Genomic DNA, 18,182 nt, shown 5'->3' on the forward strand with positions numbered 1-18,182 from the left:
TGAGATGAAGTACGACATGTGTGGTGCGGCATCGGTATTCGGTACAATGAAAGCGCTAGCGAAGCTAAACCTACCAATCAACGTTATTGGTGTTCTAGCGGGCTGTGAAAACATGCCTGGCAGCAACGCTTACCGTCCAGGTGACATCCTAACGACCATGTCTGGTCAAACTGTAGAAGTTCTGAACACGGATGCTGAAGGCCGTCTTGTTCTTTGTGACGCACTGACTTACGTAGAGCGTTTCGAACCAGACTGCGTGGTTGACGTTGCAACGCTAACTGGTGCTTGTGTTATCGCACTAGGCCACCATATCAGCGGCGTAATCTCTAACCACAACCCTCTTTCTCATGAGCTAGTAAACGCTTCTGAGCAAGCGAGTGACCGTGCATGGCGTCTACCAATGGCAGACGAGTACCACGAACAGTTGAAAAGCCCGTTTGCGGATATGGCAAACATTGGTGGTCGCCCTGGTGGCACAATTACTGCGGGTTGCTTCTTATCTAAGTTCGCGAAGAAGTACAACTGGGCACACGTCGATATCGCAGGTACCGCGTGGAAATCAGGCGCAGCGAAAGGCTCAACGGGCCGTCCTGTCTCAATGCTTGTCCAATTCCTTTTGAACCGCAGCGGCCAAGAGACAGAAGAGTAATTTCTGAACAGAATCTAAAAGGGCCGCAAGGCCCTTTTTTATTATCCTAATTTTCTAAAATGAAAGTGGGACTTAAGATGGTCTTAGGAAGAGACCCAAGGCAAGTGAGAGAATGATGCAAACTGCAACCTTCTACATCATTAACGAAGAGAGCCCGCAAGCAACGGTGGCTGGCTTTGAAGAATACATCGTGTTTTTGGCTCAGCACTTTGCTCGCCAAGGCGCTAAAGTGTATTTAAACTGCCAAGACAAACCACACGCCGAGCAGCTCGCTGAAGCCTTTTGGCAAGTTGATGCAGACAAGTTCATGGCACATAACCTCGTAGGCGAGGGACCGAAATACGCCACCAATATTGAGATCGGCCATAACGGTGTAAAACCTAATTGGAACCGTCAGCTGGTAATTAATTTGGCGGAAAATGAGACAACCTTTGCGAACAAGTTTGCTCAAGTGGTAGACTTCGTGCCCTGCGAAGAAAAAGCTAAACAACTCGCAAGAGAAAGATATAAAATTTACCGTCAAGCAGGTTACCAGCTGCAAACGATCGAAATTCAATATCCTTAACGGTCAATCCTTATAGTTAAGGCGATCTTGTTAAGATCCCTCACTTATAAAGATTGACTAAGATTCAACCATCAACGTATCCATTAAAAGAGCGCTATGGAAAAGACATACAACCCAACTTCAATCGAACAAGCTCTGTATCAGACTTGGGAAGAGAAAGGCTACTTTAAGCCACACGGTGACACTACTAAAGAATCATACAGCATCATGATCCCGCCACCGAACGTCACTGGTAGCCTACACATGGGCCACGCGTTCCAAGATACGATCATGGATACGCTTATCCGTTGTGAACGTATGAAGGGTAAAAACACCCTTTGGCAAGTAGGTACTGACCACGCTGGTATCGCAACTCAGATGGTTGTTGAGCGTAAGATAGCTGCAGAAGAAGGCAAAACAAAACACGATTACGGTCGTGAAGCTTTCATCGACAAAATCTGGGAATGGAAAGGCGAATCTGGCGGCACTATCACTAAGCAGCTTCGTCGTCTTGGCGCATCTGTAGACTGGGATCGTGAACGCTTCACGATGGACGATGGTCTATCTAACGCCGTTCAAGAAGTGTTCGTACGTCTATACGAAGACGATCTAATCTACCGCGGTAAGCGTCTAGTTAACTGGGATCCAAAGCTACACACAGCGATTTCAGATCTAGAAGTAGAGAACAAAGACACTAAAGGCCACATGTGGCACTTCCGCTACCCACTAGCAGATGGCGCTAAAACAGCGGATGGCAAAGACTACATCGTTGTTGCAACGACTCGTCCAGAGACCGTGCTAGGCGATACGGGTGTTGCAGTTAACCCAGAAGATCCACGTTACAAAGATCTTATCGGTAAAGAAATCATCCTTCCTATCGTTGATCGTCGCATCCCAATCGTGGGCGATGAGCACGCAGATATGGAAAAAGGTACTGGCTGTGTGAAAATCACACCTGCGCACGACTTCAACGACTACGAAGTAGGTAAGCGCCACCAGCTACCAATGATCAACATTCTGACTTTCGACGCGAACATCCGCGACTCAGCAGAAGTATTCAACACTAACGGCGAAGCAAGCGACGCTTACAGCACTGAGCTACCAGCTAAATACCACGGTATGGAGCGTTTTGCCGCTCGTAAAGCTATCGTTGCTGAATTCGACGAGCTAGGCCTACTTGAAGAAGTGAAAGATCACGATCTACAAGTTCCTTACGGCGACCGTGGTGGCGTGGTTATCGAACCAATGCTAACTGACCAATGGTACGTACGTACTGCGCCTCTAGCGAAAACCGCAGTTGAAGCAGTAGAAAACGGCGACATCCAATTCGTTCCTAAGCAATACGAAAACATGTACTTCTCTTGGATGCGTGACGTTCAAGACTGGTGTATCTCTCGTCAGCTATGGTGGGGTCACCGCATCCCAGCTTGGTACGACAACCAAGGTAATGTTTACGTAGGTCGCACTGAAGAAGAAGTTCGTAAGAACAACAACCTAGAGTCTGTCATTGAACTTCACCAAGACGAAGACGTACTGGATACGTGGTTCTCTTCTGCACTATGGACGTTCGGTACTCAAGGTTGGCCAGAGCAAACTGACGATCTGAAAGTATTCCACCCTTCAGACGTTCTAGTAACTGGTTTCGACATCATCTTCTTCTGGGTTGCGCGCATGATCATGATGACCATGCACTTCGTGAAAGACGAAAACGGCAAGCCACAAGTACCATTTAAAACGGTTTACGTTACTGGTCTAATCCGTGACGAAAACGGCGACAAGATGTCTAAGTCGAAAGGTAACGTACTTGACCCAATCGACATGATCGATGGTATCGACCTAGAGTCTCTCGTAGAGAAGCGTTGTGGCAACATGATGCAGCCTCAACTAGCGAAGAAGATCGAGAAGAACACTCGTAAGACGTTTGAAAACGGTATCGAAGCATACGGTACAGACGCACTGCGTTTCACTCTTGCAGCAATGGCATCAACAGGTCGTGATATCAACTGGGATATGAAACGTCTTGAGGGTTACCGTAACTTCTGTAACAAACTATGGAACGCAAGCCGTTACGTAATGATGAACACAGAAGAGCAAGATTGTGGCTTCAACGGTGGTGAGATTGAATATTCACTAGCAGACAAGTGGATTGAGTCTCAGTTTGAACTCGCAGCGAAAGCGTTTAACAACCATATCGACAACTTCCGTCTAGATATGGCTGCGAACACGCTTTACGAATTCATCTGGAACCAATTCTGTGACTGGTACCTAGAGCTAACTAAACCCGTTCTATGGAAAGGTACTGAAGCGCAACAGCGTGGTACTCGCCGTACACTCATCACGGTTCTTGAGAAGACGCTACGTCTAGCTCACCCAGTGATTCCTTACATCACTGAAACTATCTGGCAAAGCATCAAGCCATTAGTTGAAGGTGTAGAAGGCGAGACAATCATGCTGCAAGCACTGCCTCAATTCGACGAAGCAAACTTCAACCAAGAAGCGCTAGACGACATTGAATGGGTGAAAGCGTTCATTACCAGCATCCGTAACCTACGTGCTGAATACGACATCAACCCTGGTAAGCCGCTTGACGTTATGCTGAAAGCAGCAAATGCAGAAGATGCCTCTCGTCTAGAAGCAAGCAAGCAAGTACTGATGTCACTAGCGAAGCTAGAAGCAGTACGCGTGCTTGAAGCTGGCGAACAAACTCCAGCGTGTGCAACGGCACTGGTTGGCAAGTCTGAGCTGATGATCCCAATGGCGGGTTTGATCGACAAAGATGCAGAGCTTGCTCGTCTAGATGGCGAAATCAAGAAGACGCACGGCGAAATCAAGCGTATCGAAGGCAAACTTGGCAACGAAGGCTTTGTAGCGAAAGCACCTGAAGCTGTTGTTGCTAAAGAACGTGAGAAGCTTGAAGGCTACAAAGAGACACTAGCTAAGCTAGAAGAGCAGAAGACAACGATCGCTGCACTTTAAGCCTCAGTGAAAGAGAAGAACTAACACTTCTCACTTTGAATCCAAAGGTTGGCCATCATGGTCAACCTTTTTTGTATATCTTTCACCAAAAACCATCATCAATAGCTTTCCCCTATCGCAACAATACTCATCATCCATTAGCATTAATGAGAATTATTATCGATAATGAACTCATCGAAACAAACACGATTGAGTAATTATCATGAAAAAGACACTAACTTTCGCAGCACTGCATTTTACTATCGCATTTAGTGTCGCTTACGTACTCACAGGCGACATTCTAATTGGTAGTTTAATTGCCATGATTGAGCCTTCAGTGAACACCGTAGCCTTCTACTTTCATGAAAAGGCATGGGCAAAAGTCCCAGCACTTAAAGCTCGTCAGTGGATGACCAAATTAAAAACCGCAAGCTTTGCGACCGTGCACTTCAGCGTCGCTTTTACCGTGGTTTACTTACTAACAGGTGATGCATTTGTCGGCGGCGTAATGGCGATGCTAGAGCCGAGTTTGAACACGGTGGCTTACTACTTCCACGAGAAAGTATGGATGCGTAAATCATCAGAAAAAGCTCCAGCACCGCAGTTTTGTTTACATCACCACGCTTAAACATGGAGGCTCACTACGTCTCCTAACGAGAAAAATGACATTTACCATTGACAAGGTTGCGCACCGCAATTAATTTAATTGCGGTGCGCAACCTTATTTTTAGAGGTAAGTGATAATGAACGCTCGTCAACTTCGACACTACTCCCGTCAAGCCGTCCGATTGCTTGGTATGCTTGATAAACAATGCGGCGATGTCGCTCTCACTCCAGTGCAAGCGCACGCATTGGGTGAAATCCAATTGCAGCCATTGACCATCAATCAGCTGGCACAGCAGCTTAATGTCGACAAGTCCAACGCGAGCCGAACCGTTACTGGTTTGATTAAATTAGGTTTGGTCGAGAGCATCGAAAACCCAAAAGACAAACGTAGTCAACTCGTAGCGATTACAGAGCAAGGCCAACAGGCGTTATCGCAACTGGACCAACAGCAAAACCACTTCTTTGAACAGCTGCTTACCCAACTCGATGACAGCGAGCAAGAGCAACTCAAACTTGGTCTAGAGACTTACCTAAAAGGGCTAACAAAAGTGTGTCAGGCTGAGGAATACGTTCTTCGACCTCTTACTAAAGCAGACAACCCGCAAGTCGCAGATGTGATTCGTAAAGTCTCTGCAGAATACGGCTTAACCGCAGACAAAGGTTATGGTGTGGCCGATCCAACGCTTGATGATATGTATTCGGTTTACAATCAATGCGGGGCCGCCTACTGGGTCATTGAACATCGCGGAGAGATCGTTGGTGGCGGTGGCTTTGCCCCTTTAGCTGGCGAGCCAAATGTGTGTGAACTACAAAAGATGTACTTCTTACCTCAAACACGAGGGCACGGTTTAGCCAAACGCATCGTCGCATTGAGCTTACAATTGGCGAAACAATTTGGGTATCAGCAGTGCTATTTAGAGACAACTGAATGTCTGAGAGAAGCGGTAAGCTTGTATGAAAAGCTAGGCTTTGAGCATCTCGATGCCCCGCTTGGACAAACAGGGCATGATGCATGTGAAGTCGTAATGCTTAAAACACTGTAATAAAGAGCATTACTAAGAGTTAAAGCACAACATGGGTAACACAAAGCTCCTGGCTCAAGGCAACAGTGAAGTTTTGGTGCTGCCCATCCAACTCAACAGACAACTGGTAGAGATCACTTGGATCAGGATCAGTAAGATCGGCATACTTTGGCGCTTCGATCTGGAATAAAGCGCTCGCATGCTCCGCTCGGACATCAATAGGAATATGGTAAGTCATACCATTAAACTTAACCGATGCAGAGACCAGACCCGGCGCAAAAGTTTGATAGTACAAGTCTACTTTAAACTCGCAACCACCACCGTGGTGCCAAATCTGCTCGGTTGCCACGCGGTCTAAACGTACATTGCGAATGAACTGCAGATACGGTTCTTGCCATACCCCTAAGCGCTCGTCACTCTTTTGGTATTCATGATCTGCAAGTGAACACAACTCCGGTTTATCCTCATCCAACAGAAGATCTTCTTCTTCCTCAAGGAATAGGATCTCAAAACGGTTACGCCCCATCTGCATGAACGGGCGAATGTCTTTCTTGTAGACATTTTGAGAACCGTCACAGTCGAACAATGCTACTCCGTTCAAACGCACTTCTGCATGGTAATCCACACCACCCAACACCATTTCTACCGCTGGGAATGCCATCATGGATTCGTCCACTTCAATGTCATGCATCAGGTGCCACTCTTGCTGACGAATTGCTTCTTCTGTCAGTTCAGCTGGCAATACCTGACTCAAAGGAGCAGGGAAAGTAATGTCATCCTGTGGGATAGAAAGGTCCGTCAGTGGAGAGACTTGCCATAAACCGGCGAGTGAGAGTTGCATATACACCTTGAGCTAGATCAATTTTCACGCATTATAGGGAGAAATCCCCTATAAACTCAATGTGAATTATTTATCGCCTCCACATTCGTCAGTTTTTCAAGGAATAAAAAAACCAGCGTTAAACGCTGGTTTTTCCAAAAGTAGTGAGCTTTGATTACTCGTCGTCTTCATCTTCTTCAGGGTAAAGCGCATCTTCGCCTTCGTAGTACGTACCCCAACCGTCATAGATGATGTCGTATTTTTCTGCCAAGTGAATCAATTTTTCAACTTGCGCATCAATCGCTTCTGCGTCTAGTGCGGACTCCATAGTCGCATCACAGCAAAGCAACTTGTTACCATCTTCATCTTCAGTTTCTTCTGCTTCAAGAACTTCAAAGCCCATCTTGAATGCTTCAACTACCGCTTTTTCTAGCGTGTCAAAATCTTCTGCAAACAGGTGGTGCTCAATTTCGTATAGCGAATCTGGATCGCTGCCATCTTCTAGCAATGCTGCAATGATATCGCGAGTCTCTTCCTTTTGAATCTCAATTAATTCTTCTACTGATAGATATTCATCTTCGTGAGACATGTTTTGGCTCCAGATTAGTTACTTGATGGAAACACAATACCCGATACTGAGTATGCTGATCCGGTGAAATATGGCATGGATTGCGATGAAAAGCCACAAACAAACATCATACCACTGCGATTCTTATCGGTTATTTGAATCTAAATATTAAACCAACCACACAAAGAAACAAAAAATTAACAAAGAATGGCATTTTTTAATATTCAGAACATCCTAATTGACACTTAATGTGGTTATTTTCTCTTTCTATGCGTGTTTATGATGCTTTCTTGAATACACTCACGTGTAAAACGAAGAAGCATAACGAATAAATTCACTTTAATAATGCATAATTTAGAATAAAAATGCACGTTTTATGCACTGTGCGTGTATTCTTTCTCAACGGGAAAATTAGAATAAAAACGCACGCACTCTAATTTTAGTAAAATAGCATTTATATCTAATAATAAATTTCATAAGAATCAAAATAAAAATAAAAAACTCACAAAACCAGAAACACCAGAGTATAAACAAAGCTTGATAACTTGCATCTTTCTAGGAAGCTTGTCATAACTAATGGCTGGAAAATTTGTAAGGATACAAAATGAGCAAGCTGTACGTTGGATCAGAAGTTGGTCAACTTCGACGAGTTCTATTAAATCGCCCTGAACGCGCCCTAACCCACTTAACTCCGTCAAACTGTCATGAGTTGCTATTTGATGACGTTCTTGCTGTAGAAGCGGCAGGTGAAGAGCACGATGCATTCGCACGTACGCTGCGCGAGCAAGACGTTGAAGTGCTTCTCCTCCACGATTTACTGGTCGAAACCCTCGCCGTTCCAGAAGCAAAACAATGGCTGCTGAACACTCAGATTTCTGACTTTCGCTACGGGCCAACATTTGCGCGAGACCTACGCCAATACTTTTCAGAAATGGATGATGAACATCTTGCCTGCATCTTTTTAGGTGGCTTAGCTTACTCAGAGCTGCCGATCTCCTCATCTTCTATGCTGCCAAAAATGAAGCGTCCTCTCGACTTTGTTATTGAGCCACTGCCTAATCACCTCTTTACTCGTGATACCTCATGTTGGGTTTATGGTGGTGTATCGCTCAACCCAATGATGATGCCTGCACGCCAACGTGAAACAAACCACTTACGTGCGATTTATCGTTGGCACCCAATTTTTGCTGGCCAAGATTTTATCAAATACTTCGGTGACGATGATCTGCATTATGATAATGCGAATGTCGAAGGCGGTGATGTGTTGGTTATTGGTAAAGGTGCAGTTCTTATCGGTATGTCTGAGCGTACGACTGCTCAAGGTGTAGAGAACCTTGCAGCGAGCCTATTTAAAGCAGGCCAAGCTACCGAAGTTATTGCAATTGATCTGCCTAAACACCGCTCATGTATGCATTTAGACACTGTGATGACCCATATGGATGTAGATACTTTCTCTGTCTACCCAGAGATCATGCGCAAAGATCTCGACACATGGCGCTTAACACCAAAAGGCAACGGTGAAATGCATGTTGAAGCCTCACATAACTATCTGCACGCGATTGAGTCCGCTCTTGGCTTAGATCAGCTGAAAATCATCACCACTGGTGGCGACAGCTATGAAGCGGAACGCGAACAATGGAATGACGCCAATAACGTTCTAACTGTAAAACCGGGCGTAGTAATTGGTTACGAACGCAATGTATACACCAACGAAAAATACGATAAAGCTGGCATCAAAGTACTGACAGTACCTGGTAATGAGCTTGGTCGTGGTCGCGGTGGCGCTCGCTGTATGAGCTGTCCAATAGAGCGAGACGATATATAACTTACTCGTCCCTTTACATTAGGTGAATCAAAACTAAGGTTGATGTGAATACATCAACCTTTTTTAGCTTTAGTTTAAAATAATTATTCACAATAAAAGCATTTGTATGTTTTAATGGATTCTATTAATCTAATCACATGTACTAAGGGACGAGCTATGGCTTTCAATTTACGTAACCGCAACTTTTTGAAGCTATTGGACTTCTCAACCAAAGAAATCCAGTTTTTGCTCGAACTGTCTGCAGAGCTAAAAAAAGCTAAATATGCAGGAACAGAGCAGAAGAAACTTCAAGGTAAAAACATCGCACTAATCTTTGAGAAATCTTCGACTCGTACCCGATGTGCGTTTGAAGTCGCTGCCTTTGACCAAGGTGCTCAAGTCTCTTACATCGGCCCTTCTGGCTCGCAAATCGGTCATAAGGAATCGATGAAAGACACTGCTCGTGTTCTTGGTCGTATGTACGACGGGATTGAATACCGAGGCTTTGGCCAATCCATTGTTGAAGAGCTTGGTACTTATGCTGGTGTTCCAGTGTGGAATGGTTTAACGGATGAGTTCCACCCAACCCAGATCCTTGCTGACTTCCTGACTATGCAAGAGCACGGCCGTGGTAAACAGCTACATGAAATAACCTTCGCTTACCTAGGTGATGCGCGCAACAACATGGGTAACTCACTTATGGTGGGCGCAGCGAAAATGGGCATGGATATTCGCCTTGTCGCGCCAAAAGCGTTCTGGCCTGAAGAAGAGCTCGTGGCAACTTGTCAAACTATCGCGCAACAAACTGGTGCAAAAATCACGTTAACAGAAAGCGTTGAGGAAAGTGTGAAAGGTTGTGACTTCCTATACACCGACGTTTGGGTGTCTATGGGTGAGTCTGCCGAGGCATGGGATGAGCGTGTAGCGTTAATGACACCTTATCAAATCAATATGGACGTGATTGAGCAAACGGGTAATCCACATGTGAAATTCATGCACTGCCTTCCAGCTTTCCACAATGATGAAACCACCGTCGGCAAAGAAGTCGCTGAAAAATACGGTATGAAAGGCCTTGAAGTAACAGAAGAGGTATTTGAATCGGAATACTCCATCGTATTCGACGAAGCAGAAAACCGTATGCATACCATCAAAGCCGTGATGGTTGCGACGCTAGGAAGCTAAACCAGTGCGCAAAAACAGCCGATAAAAACCATGATGTAATCGCTTGCGCTCACGAAAGTTAAGCGTATAATGCTCGGCAATTTGTCTGAGGATTAAGAAATGACCACGCTGATTGCTGACGTAAAAACGCGATTTGCTCTCGCTAAGCGACTACGCTTACGTGGTGTTATTTTCGTTAATTCTATTGAATTTTAAAACCTCCCCATTGGGGAGGTTTTTTTATGTCCAAAATTCCTTTCGGTTATTTGGATGTAGTCATCAATGTTATAGGGAAGAAGATCATGGCGAACTCGCTTTACCAGAAGCACATCATCTCTATTCCAGAGCTTTCACGCGAAGAACTGGAACTTATCGTAGAAACAGCAGGTAGCCTTAAAAAAGCACCTCGACCAGAACTGATTAAAAACAAAGTCGTTGCAAGTTGTTTCTTTGAACCATCAACACGTACACGTTTATCGTTTGAAACAGCGATTCAGCGCATTGGTGGTGACGTGATTGGCTTTGATAATGATGGTAATACCTCTCTGGCGAAGAAAGGCGAAACACTCGCAGATTCAGTACAAGTCATCTCTTCTTACGTCGATGCCTTTGTGATGCGTCATCCACAAGAAGGCGCCGCTCGCTTGGCATCTGAATTTTCAAATGGCGTGCCAGTGATCAACGCGGGCGACGGTGCAAACCAACACCCAACTCAAACGCTACTCGACCTATACACCATCGCGGAAACACAAGGGCGTCTAGACAACCTGAACGTCGCATTCGTAGGTGACCTAAAATATGGCCGCACAGTGCACTCACTGACTCAAGCCTTAGCAAAGTTTAACAACATCCGCTTCTTCTTTGTTGCACCAGATGCGCTGGCAATGCCAGATTACATCTGCGAAGAACTAGACGAAGCTGGCATTCAATATAGCCTACACACAGACATGGAAAGTGTGATTCCTGAACTGGATATTCTGTACATGACACGCGTACAGAAAGAACGCTTTGACGAATCGGAATACGCACATATTAAGTCGGCTTACATCCTAACAGCGGCACTACTAGAAGGCGCGCGCGAGAACTTGAAAGTACTGCACCCACTACCACGTGTGGATGAAATCACAACTGATGTTGATAAAACGCCTCATGCCTACTTCTTCCAGCAAGCTCAAAATGGCGTGTATGCTCGCCAAGCACTGCTGGCGCTTGTTCTAAACGAAACACTGTAATCGAGGGGAAAAATCATGGCTAAAGAAACTCAATTGCAGGTAGAAGCAATCAAAAATGGTACGGTCATCGACCACATCCCTGCGCAAATCGGCATCAAAGTATTAAGACTGTTCGATATGCACAATTCATCACAACGCGTAACGATTGGACTGAACTTGCCATCATCAGCACTCGGTCATAAAGATCTACTCAAAATCGAAAATGTGTTTATCAATGAAGAGCAAGCGAGCAAGCTAGCGTTGTATGCTCCTCACGCGACCGTGAATCAAATCGAGAATTATGAAGTGGTGAAAAAGCTAGCGTTAGAGCTTCCTGAGCGCATCAATGATGTATTTGAATGCCCGAATTCAAACTGTATTTCTCATAATGAACCAGTAGAAAGCAGCTTTAGCGTGTTCGAGAAGAAACAAGAAATCCGCCTAAAGTGTAAATACTGCGAGAAAGTGTTCTCACGCGAGATCGTAACCGAGCGATAAACACGCCGCACGACTAGGCTTTGATACGTTTAAAATACCCTGCAATGTCGGGGTATTTTGCTCTTTACCTACCGAGGGTTTAGAGGCAAACTGAGAATCTTTATTCCCTACAACTGATGGAAAAAATCAAATGACGAAAGTACTTCACACTGAGTCTGCACCAGCAGCAATCGGTCCTTACGTTCAAGGCGTAGATCTAGGTAACATGGTTCTTACTTCAGGCCAAATCCCAGTAAACCCAGCGACAGGTGAAGTGTCTGCTGATATCGCAGAACAAGCTCGTCAGTCTCTAGAAAACGTAAAGGCTGTAGTTGAATCTTCAGGTCTTAAAGTATCTGATATTGTAAAGCTAACGGTTTTTGTTAAAGACCTAAATGACTTTGGCACAGTGAACGAAGTTTACGGCAAGTTCTTTGATGAGCACGGCGTAGCAAACTACCCTGCACGCTCTTGTGTAGAAGTGGCTCGCCTACCAAAAGATGTTGGCATCGAGATTGAAGCAATTGCAGTTCGCAAATAATTGTACTTGCTGACAAACATAAAAAACGGGTAGCTCAGGCTACCCGTTTTTTATTGTCTTTTCGTGATGATATCGCAGTAAAACTTAAGCAGCATTACGCTGTTTGACTTCTTCATCTAACGATTCAAGCTTCTCTTTCATCTGTTCACGACAGATATTCGCTAACTCGCGAATGCCCTCTTTACCATAGCCTTCAGTGCTGATTGGAGGTAGCATTTCAACAATCACATGACCATTGTTCCAACGGTTCAGCTTAATTTTATTCGTCGAGCTACATACGATAGGAATGATTGGCACACCTGCACCAATTGCCGCATGAAAAGCACCTGTTTTGAATGGCAGCAAACCACGCCCACGAGAACGCGTGCCTTCTGGGAACATCCACACCGAAACATCACTTTCTTTCATGCTGCTCACGACCTGATCGATAGTACCTTTTGCTTTAGAGCGATTCGCTCGGTCAATCAGAATGTTACCCGTAAGCCAGTAAAGCTGACCAAACAGTGGCATCCAAGCCAAGCTCTTTTTACCTACTGTCACAACTTTCGGAGTCACAGCCGCAGAAACAGTAAACATGTCCCAGTTGTTCTGGTGGTTAGCAATGTAAACATGTTGGCCGCGTGAATACGCATCTTCAGGGATACGCAACTCTAACTTAATCCCAAACACACGAGACATCTTGGCAAACAAACGGCCAAAAGTGAAAACGTGCTTAGGGTTTCTAGGGCTTAATAGGCAGTAACCACAACCACCAATAAACATAACAATCGCAAAGATAGCGACAGCAAATACACGTAACAGTGCAATCATTCTTGTTCTCCAGGAACCGGCTTTTGCCAGATACAGCTATTAATATCTCTCTTTCCATAAAGGGAAAATATGGTCATGAGAGTGATATAAAAAAGCCGAAACTCAGGTTTCGGCTCTCTTGATATCCAAGTTACCTGCGGTGCAGTTTAACTTGCCTAGCTCACTCGCTCAATATTTGCGCCAAGTGCAGCCAGTTTATTTTCGATTTTGTCGTAACCACGGTCGATATGGTAAATACGATCAACGACGGTTTCGCCTTTAGCAATGCAACCTGCAATAACCAAACTAGCCGAAGCTCGTAGATCGGTTGCCATCACTTGCGCACCGCTGAGTGACTCAACATCACCACAGATAACCGTATTGCCTTCGATCTCAGCTTTAGCGCCCATACGCATGAGTTCTGGTACGTGCATAAAGCGGTTTTCAAAGATAGTCTCTGTGATCACGCCGCCACCTTTCGCCATCATGTTCAGTAGCGTAAATTGAGCTTGCATATCCGTCGGAAAACCAGGATGTGGCGCAGTACGTACACTTACCGCTTTTAGCTCGCGGTCGGTCATATCAACGGAGATCCAGTCTTCCCCCGTTTCGACAAGCGCGCCAGCTTCTTCCAGCTTGGCGAGAACCGCTTCAAGCAAATGAGCATTAGTGTTGCGACATACCACTTTACCGCCAGATACTGCTGCTGCGACAAGGAATGTTCCCGTCTCAATACGGTCAGCAACCACGTTGTGTTTACAACCGCCTAGGCGCTCAACACCTTCAATCGTAATGGTATCTGTGCCAGCGCCAGAGATTTTTGCGCCAAGCTTATTTAGGAAATCAGCGGTATCGACGATTTCAGGCTCACGCGCAGCGTTATCTAGTGTTGTTGTGCCCTCCGCCAGCGCTGCGGCACACATGATGGTGATCGTCGCGCCTACGCTGACTTTATCCATCACGATGTGTGCGCCTTTTAGCCGACCATCCACTTCTGCTTTCACATAACCATCTTCTAATGTAATGGTTGCGCCAAGCTGCTCTAAACCAGAAATATGCAGATCCACAGGACGGGCACCAATGGCACAACCGCCTGGTAAAGAAACCTGACCTTGACCAAAGCGCGCCACCAAAGGACCTAAAGCCCAAATAGAAGCACGCATGGTTTTCACTAAATCATAAGGCGCGCAGTATTCTGTAATACTGCTTGGATCAACATGAACAGAGCCATTGCGGCTTACTTTCGCGCCTAAACGCTTAAGCAATTCCATGGTTGTGTCGATATCACGAAGGTGTGGTACGTTTGCCACTTCTACTGGCTCTTCCGCCAAGATAGACGCAAATAAAATCGGCAGTGCTGCGTTTTTTGCACCTGAAATGGTCACTTCACCAACTAGTGGTTTATCTGACCCAATAACTCGAAACTTTTCCATCAATAAACCTTAAAGCGACATCAATTTCTTATCACGAGCCCACTCTTCTGGTGTGAACGCTTTGATTGATAATGCGTGAATGTCGTTACGCTGGATGTATTCCATCAGAGGAGCATAAATTAGCTGCTGCTTCTTAACGCGGCTCATTCCATCGAAACAAGCATCAACAGCAACCACTTCATAGTGGCTACCTTCACCTTTCACATGCACTTCTTGAAGGTTTAGTGCTTCTTCTAATAACTGTTGTACTTTTGCGCTATCCACAATTTACCCCTGATAATTCTGTATGTGTTTGGCCACTAAAGATTCAACATTGCTCAGTTGAAACAAAGTGCGCAGTTGCGCCGGCACGAAACTGAGCATTATATGACAGTTTTGCTTTTTTGCATGCTCTAATAAGTGGATTAACATCACCATTCCTGCAGAGTCGACTCGCTCTATCTCTTTTAGCGAGCATTCCAGCTCCGATTGAGCAGGTTGCCATTGCTGTGCATACGCCCACAATGAAGGCACTGTATCTCTATCAAGTGCCCCTGTTAGCTTAAGAATGTTTTGATCCAATTGCCACTGAGCGGGAGTCTGGGCCATTATTTCTTCGCCTCGAAGCGGATCGGTTCTGCGGCCAATTTTTCTAGGTCTTTAGCAACAGATAGAATACCTTCTTGACGAATTTTACTGTTCCATTCGGATTGTTTACTAGAAAGCAAACTAATGCCCTCTGCAATCATATCGAATGCTTCCCACTCACCAGACTGGTTGTCTTTACGCAGTTTAAACTCAAGTTTGATGTTTGGACGCGGAGTATCGATGATATCAACTTTAATGCTTGTAATACGCTTAGAGTCATCAATGCTAGGCTCAGGACCAAACTCAATTTTTTGGTCAGAGTATTGCGTCAACACTTGTGCATAAGACGCAATCAGGTACGCACGAAATGCATCGATAAACTCAAGTACATCTTCACGCTTAGCACCTTTTAAGTTTGGACCAAGAAGTTTTAACCCTGCATAGCGGTAGTTGACGTAAGGCATTAGCTCTTCTTCAACGATCACTTTAAGTAAATTTGGATCTTGTTTGATTTTCGGCTGTTCGGCTTTCAATCTTTCGAACGTGACTTCAGCTACCTGCTTCATCATCTTATAAGGTTCAGTTTTATCCACCTCTGCTGCTGTTGCTCCAAAGACGCTAAACACAGCACAAACTGAAAGTAGTAATCTCGCTAACATAGTTATTCCTTACTTGAGTCGTCTGAACCACCTACGCTGTATAGTACTTGACCAATTAAGTCTTCAAGCACAAGCGCCGATTTGGTGTCTTCGATGGTATCACCATCCACTAGCATGACTTCATCATCAAAAACGAAGCCAGGTACTAAACCAATGTATTGCTCACCAATCAGGCCAGATGTCAAAATTTGTACGCTCGACGTTTCTGGGAACTGATTGTATTTGCTATTGATAGATAGTGTTACAACTGGCAATAAGTTGTCTGGGTTAAGCGAAATACTACTTACTCGACCAATCACAACGCCCCCCACTTTTACGGGAGAACGAACTTTTAAACTGCCAATATTATCGAACTCGGCTTTGAGGGTATAAGTATCACCAGAGCCAATGCTTTTTACGTCAGCAACTTGAAAAATTATCACAAGAATCGCGCAAATTCCCGCTAATACAAAGCTGCCAACCCATAATTCAGTTTTACGTGTTTGTTGCATGATTAATTCCCAAACATCAATGCGGTCAGTACAAAGTCTAATCCTAGTACTGCTAAAGAAGAATGCACAACAGTGCGCGTAGTTGCTCGGCTGATCCCTTCCGATGTTGGAATAGCATCATAACCGTTAAATAGAGCGACCCAAGTAACCGTAATTGCAAACGCAAAACATTTGATCATACTGTTACCAATGTCTTGCCCTAGCTCAACAGAGGACTGCATCGCTGACCAAAAACTGCCGTGATCAACGCCTTTCCAGTCAACACCAACAAGCTGAGCGCCCCAAATTCCCACAGCCATGAAAATCATAGCCAGTAAAGGCATTGAGATAACCCCAGCCCAAAACCGTGGTGCAATCACTCGTTTCAATGGGTCTACCGCCATCATTTCAAGGCTAGACAGTTGTTCCGTTGCTTTCATTAGACCTATCTCTGCGGTTAACGCAGAACCGGCACGACCAGCAAACAAAAGTGCAGTAACAACGGGTCCTAATTCACGGAGTAACGAAAGCGCTACCATTTGCCCCAAACTGCCTTCTGCGCCGTAATCCACCAACACAACATAGCCTTGTAGACTCAAAACCATTCCAATGAACAGACCAGATACGACGATGATCGCCAGCGACTGAACACCAACAGAATAAAGTTGCTTAACAAGCAGAGGAAAGCTTCTGATCGGTTGTGGCTTAGAAAATAGCGCCCCAATCAACATGAAAGTCGCACGACCAAATGCTCCGCAAATAGAAAGCGTGCGTCGACCCAGCGAGGCGACAAAGTGAATGAAGTTATCGACCATCAAATAAGTCCTTTTCGATACTTTGAGAAGGGAAACGAAACGGTACAGGACCGTCGGCATCACCTTGTAAGAACTGCTGGACACGAGGATCAGAGTTTTGAGTCAGCTCTTCTGGCGTACCATAGGCGATGATTTTTCCATCGGCCATCAGGTATACCCAGTCAGCAATACTCATGACTTCAGGTACGTCGTGAGAAACCACAATAGAGGTCAAACCTAACGCTTGGTTTAGATTGCTAATTAGCTCAACCAAAACGCCCATAGTGATTGGGTCTTGCCCCACGAACGGCTCATCGTACATGATCAGGTCAGGGTCAAGTGCGATTGCACGAGCCAAAGCAGCGCGTCTTGCCATACCACCTGAAAGCTCACTCGGCATTAATTGCGCCGCGCCGCGTAGACCGACAGCTTCGAGCTTGAGTAACACCATGGTGCGAATCAAATCTTCCGATAAATCGGTATGCTCTCTCAATGGAAAGGCGACATTATCAAAAACATTCAAATCAGTGAATAAAGCCCCTGACTGGAACAACATGCTCATTTTCTTTCGAGCATGGTAGAGTTTTTTACGCGAGAGAGAGGGAATATTGTCTCCATCAAACCAGATCTCTCCTTGCTCGGGATACAACTGACCACCAATCAAACGCAGCAGTGTTGTTTTACCAATTCCCGATGGTCCCATAATGGCCGTCACTTTGCCCTCAGGAACATGCAGATCAATATCATCAAAGATCATGCGTTCTCCCCGTGAAAAAGTGAGGTTGTTCACGGTGACTAAATCGTTGTTCGACATATCATCTCTTCTACTGTAGGAGCGTTGCAACTCACGGAATCATCAAGCAGATACTCATCGGAGTTGAATTCTACGTTTAATAAAGTAACGTCGGTACATTTATTAGGCTGCAATCATAAGCACATTGGCGTTGAATTTAAAGCACTGTTCAATTAAATAAAGTCGACTATATCCCTGCAATTTCTCATGGTTTATGACCTAATTAGCACGAAGTGTTTAAATCCTAGACCAGAATTGCTCATTTAAATGAGTGAGATTTACATACATTTTCGTTACTAACCTTTAATTTATTCTTCGT

20 protein-coding genes are annotated in these 18,182 nt (G+C 45.0%); 10 read left to right on the forward strand and 10 right to left on the reverse strand.

Going from position 1 to position 18,182, the window contains the following annotated elements:
* The 5 genes from IQR33_RS02905 to IQR33_RS02925 form a co-directional block, all read left to right on the forward strand.
* On the forward strand, positions 1-649 hold a 649-nt coding region (locus IQR33_RS02905; RefSeq protein WP_193843509.1), incomplete at its 5' end, for a leucyl aminopeptidase.
* Between the two features lie 115 nt (positions 650-764).
* On the forward strand, positions 765-1,214 hold the full coding sequence (locus tag IQR33_RS02910; RefSeq protein WP_025998737.1) for a DNA polymerase III subunit chi: 450 nt from the start codon (positions 765-767) through the stop codon (positions 1,212-1,214).
* Positions 1,215-1,310: 96 nt separating this feature from the next.
* Positions 1,311-4,169 carry a valine--tRNA ligase gene (locus IQR33_RS02915; protein ID WP_025767623.1) on the forward strand — a complete coding sequence of 953 codons (2,859 nt, stop codon included), beginning with the start codon at positions 1,311-1,313 and terminating at the stop codon, positions 4,167-4,169.
* Positions 4,170-4,371: 202 nt separating this feature from the next.
* Positions 4,372-4,776 carry a DUF2061 domain-containing protein gene (locus IQR33_RS02920; RefSeq protein WP_005381078.1) on the forward strand — a complete coding sequence of 135 codons (405 nt, stop codon included), beginning with the start codon at positions 4,372-4,374 and terminating at the stop codon, positions 4,774-4,776.
* A gap of 115 nt (positions 4,777-4,891) precedes the next feature.
* The gene (locus IQR33_RS02925) at positions 4,892-5,797 is read left to right on the forward strand and encodes a bifunctional helix-turn-helix transcriptional regulator/GNAT family N-acetyltransferase (protein WP_080276939.1); all 906 of its coding nucleotides are present in this window, start codon (positions 4,892-4,894) and stop codon (positions 5,795-5,797) included.
* A gap of 19 nt (positions 5,798-5,816) precedes the next feature.
* On the opposite strand, the gene IQR33_RS02930 is transcribed toward IQR33_RS02925, so the two are convergent.
* Entirely contained in the window at positions 5,817-6,617 is an 801-nt protein-coding gene (locus IQR33_RS02930; protein WP_104975633.1) for a glycosyl hydrolase 2 galactose-binding domain-containing protein, read from the reverse strand.
* Positions 6,618-6,771: 154 nt separating this feature from the next.
* Entirely contained in the window at positions 6,772-7,185 is a 414-nt protein-coding gene (gene rraB / locus IQR33_RS02935) for a ribonuclease E inhibitor RraB (protein ID WP_005381081.1), read from the reverse strand.
* Between the two features lie 583 nt (positions 7,186-7,768).
* On the opposite strand from rraB, the gene arcA reads away from it, so the two are divergent.
* From arcA to IQR33_RS02960, 5 genes are all read left to right on the forward strand, one after another.
* The gene (arcA, locus tag IQR33_RS02940) at positions 7,769-8,989 is read left to right on the forward strand and encodes an arginine deiminase (protein ID WP_005381082.1); all 1,221 of its coding nucleotides are present in this window, start codon (positions 7,769-7,771) and stop codon (positions 8,987-8,989) included.
* 156 nt (positions 8,990-9,145) lie between these two features.
* On the forward strand, positions 9,146-10,150 hold the full coding sequence (locus tag IQR33_RS02945) for an ornithine carbamoyltransferase (protein WP_193837568.1): 1,005 nt from the start codon (positions 9,146-9,148) through the stop codon (positions 10,148-10,150).
* A gap of 281 nt (positions 10,151-10,431) precedes the next feature.
* Positions 10,432-11,361, forward strand: coding sequence for an aspartate carbamoyltransferase (gene pyrB / locus IQR33_RS02950; RefSeq protein WP_005381085.1), 930 nt, complete (start codon positions 10,432-10,434; stop codon positions 11,359-11,361).
* 15 nt (positions 11,362-11,376) lie between these two features.
* Complete coding sequence (gene pyrI / locus IQR33_RS02955; RefSeq protein ID WP_005381086.1) at positions 11,377-11,838, forward strand: aspartate carbamoyltransferase regulatory subunit; 462 nt, start codon at positions 11,377-11,379, stop codon at positions 11,836-11,838.
* A 130-nt stretch (positions 11,839-11,968) separates the two neighbouring features.
* The gene (locus IQR33_RS02960; protein WP_005381087.1) at positions 11,969-12,358 is read left to right on the forward strand and encodes a RidA family protein; all 390 of its coding nucleotides are present in this window, start codon (positions 11,969-11,971) and stop codon (positions 12,356-12,358) included.
* Between the two features lie 84 nt (positions 12,359-12,442).
* Here IQR33_RS02960 and IQR33_RS02965 read toward each other — a convergent pair whose 3' ends face one another.
* From IQR33_RS02965 to mlaF, 8 genes are all read right to left on the reverse strand, one after another.
* Positions 12,443-13,168 (reverse strand): 1-acylglycerol-3-phosphate O-acyltransferase, encoded by a 726-nt coding sequence (locus IQR33_RS02965; RefSeq protein WP_005381088.1) that lies wholly within the window; start codon positions 13,166-13,168, stop codon positions 12,443-12,445.
* A 155-nt stretch (positions 13,169-13,323) separates the two neighbouring features.
* Positions 13,324-14,580 (reverse strand): UDP-N-acetylglucosamine 1-carboxyvinyltransferase, encoded by a 1,257-nt coding sequence (gene murA / locus IQR33_RS02970; RefSeq protein WP_005388419.1) that lies wholly within the window; start codon positions 14,578-14,580, stop codon positions 13,324-13,326.
* Between the two features lie 9 nt (positions 14,581-14,589).
* Complete coding sequence (gene ibaG / locus IQR33_RS02975; RefSeq protein ID WP_005381092.1) at positions 14,590-14,844, reverse strand: BolA family iron metabolism protein IbaG; 255 nt, start codon at positions 14,842-14,844, stop codon at positions 14,590-14,592.
* Positions 14,845-14,847: 3 nt separating this feature from the next.
* The gene (locus IQR33_RS02980; protein WP_005381093.1) at positions 14,848-15,168 is read right to left on the reverse strand and encodes an STAS domain-containing protein; all 321 of its coding nucleotides are present in this window, start codon (positions 15,166-15,168) and stop codon (positions 14,848-14,850) included.
* The gene (gene mlaC / locus IQR33_RS02985) at positions 15,168-15,806 is read right to left on the reverse strand and encodes a phospholipid-binding protein MlaC (protein WP_005381098.1); all 639 of its coding nucleotides are present in this window, start codon (positions 15,804-15,806) and stop codon (positions 15,168-15,170) included. The genes IQR33_RS02980 and mlaC overlap by 1 nt, the downstream gene beginning before the upstream one ends.
* A gap of 2 nt (positions 15,807-15,808) precedes the next feature.
* Positions 15,809-16,297: an outer membrane lipid asymmetry maintenance protein MlaD gene (gene mlaD / locus IQR33_RS02990; RefSeq protein WP_085570021.1), complete on the reverse strand. Its 489-nt coding sequence runs from the start codon at positions 16,295-16,297 to the stop codon at positions 15,809-15,811.
* Positions 16,298-16,299: 2 nt separating this feature from the next.
* The gene (gene mlaE, locus IQR33_RS02995; RefSeq protein ID WP_005381100.1) at positions 16,300-17,091 is read right to left on the reverse strand and encodes a lipid asymmetry maintenance ABC transporter permease subunit MlaE; all 792 of its coding nucleotides are present in this window, start codon (positions 17,089-17,091) and stop codon (positions 16,300-16,302) included.
* Complete coding sequence (mlaF, locus tag IQR33_RS03000; protein ID WP_005388422.1) at positions 17,081-17,884, reverse strand: phospholipid ABC transporter ATP-binding protein MlaF; 804 nt, start codon at positions 17,882-17,884, stop codon at positions 17,081-17,083. Before mlaF ends, mlaE begins: the two co-directional genes overlap by 11 nt.
* Between the last annotated feature and the right edge of the window lie 298 nt (positions 17,885-18,182).

This window comes from Vibrio sp. OPT46 (assembly GCF_015163535.1).
Lineage (GTDB): Bacteria > Pseudomonadota > Gammaproteobacteria > Enterobacterales > Vibrionaceae > Vibrio > Vibrio alginolyticus.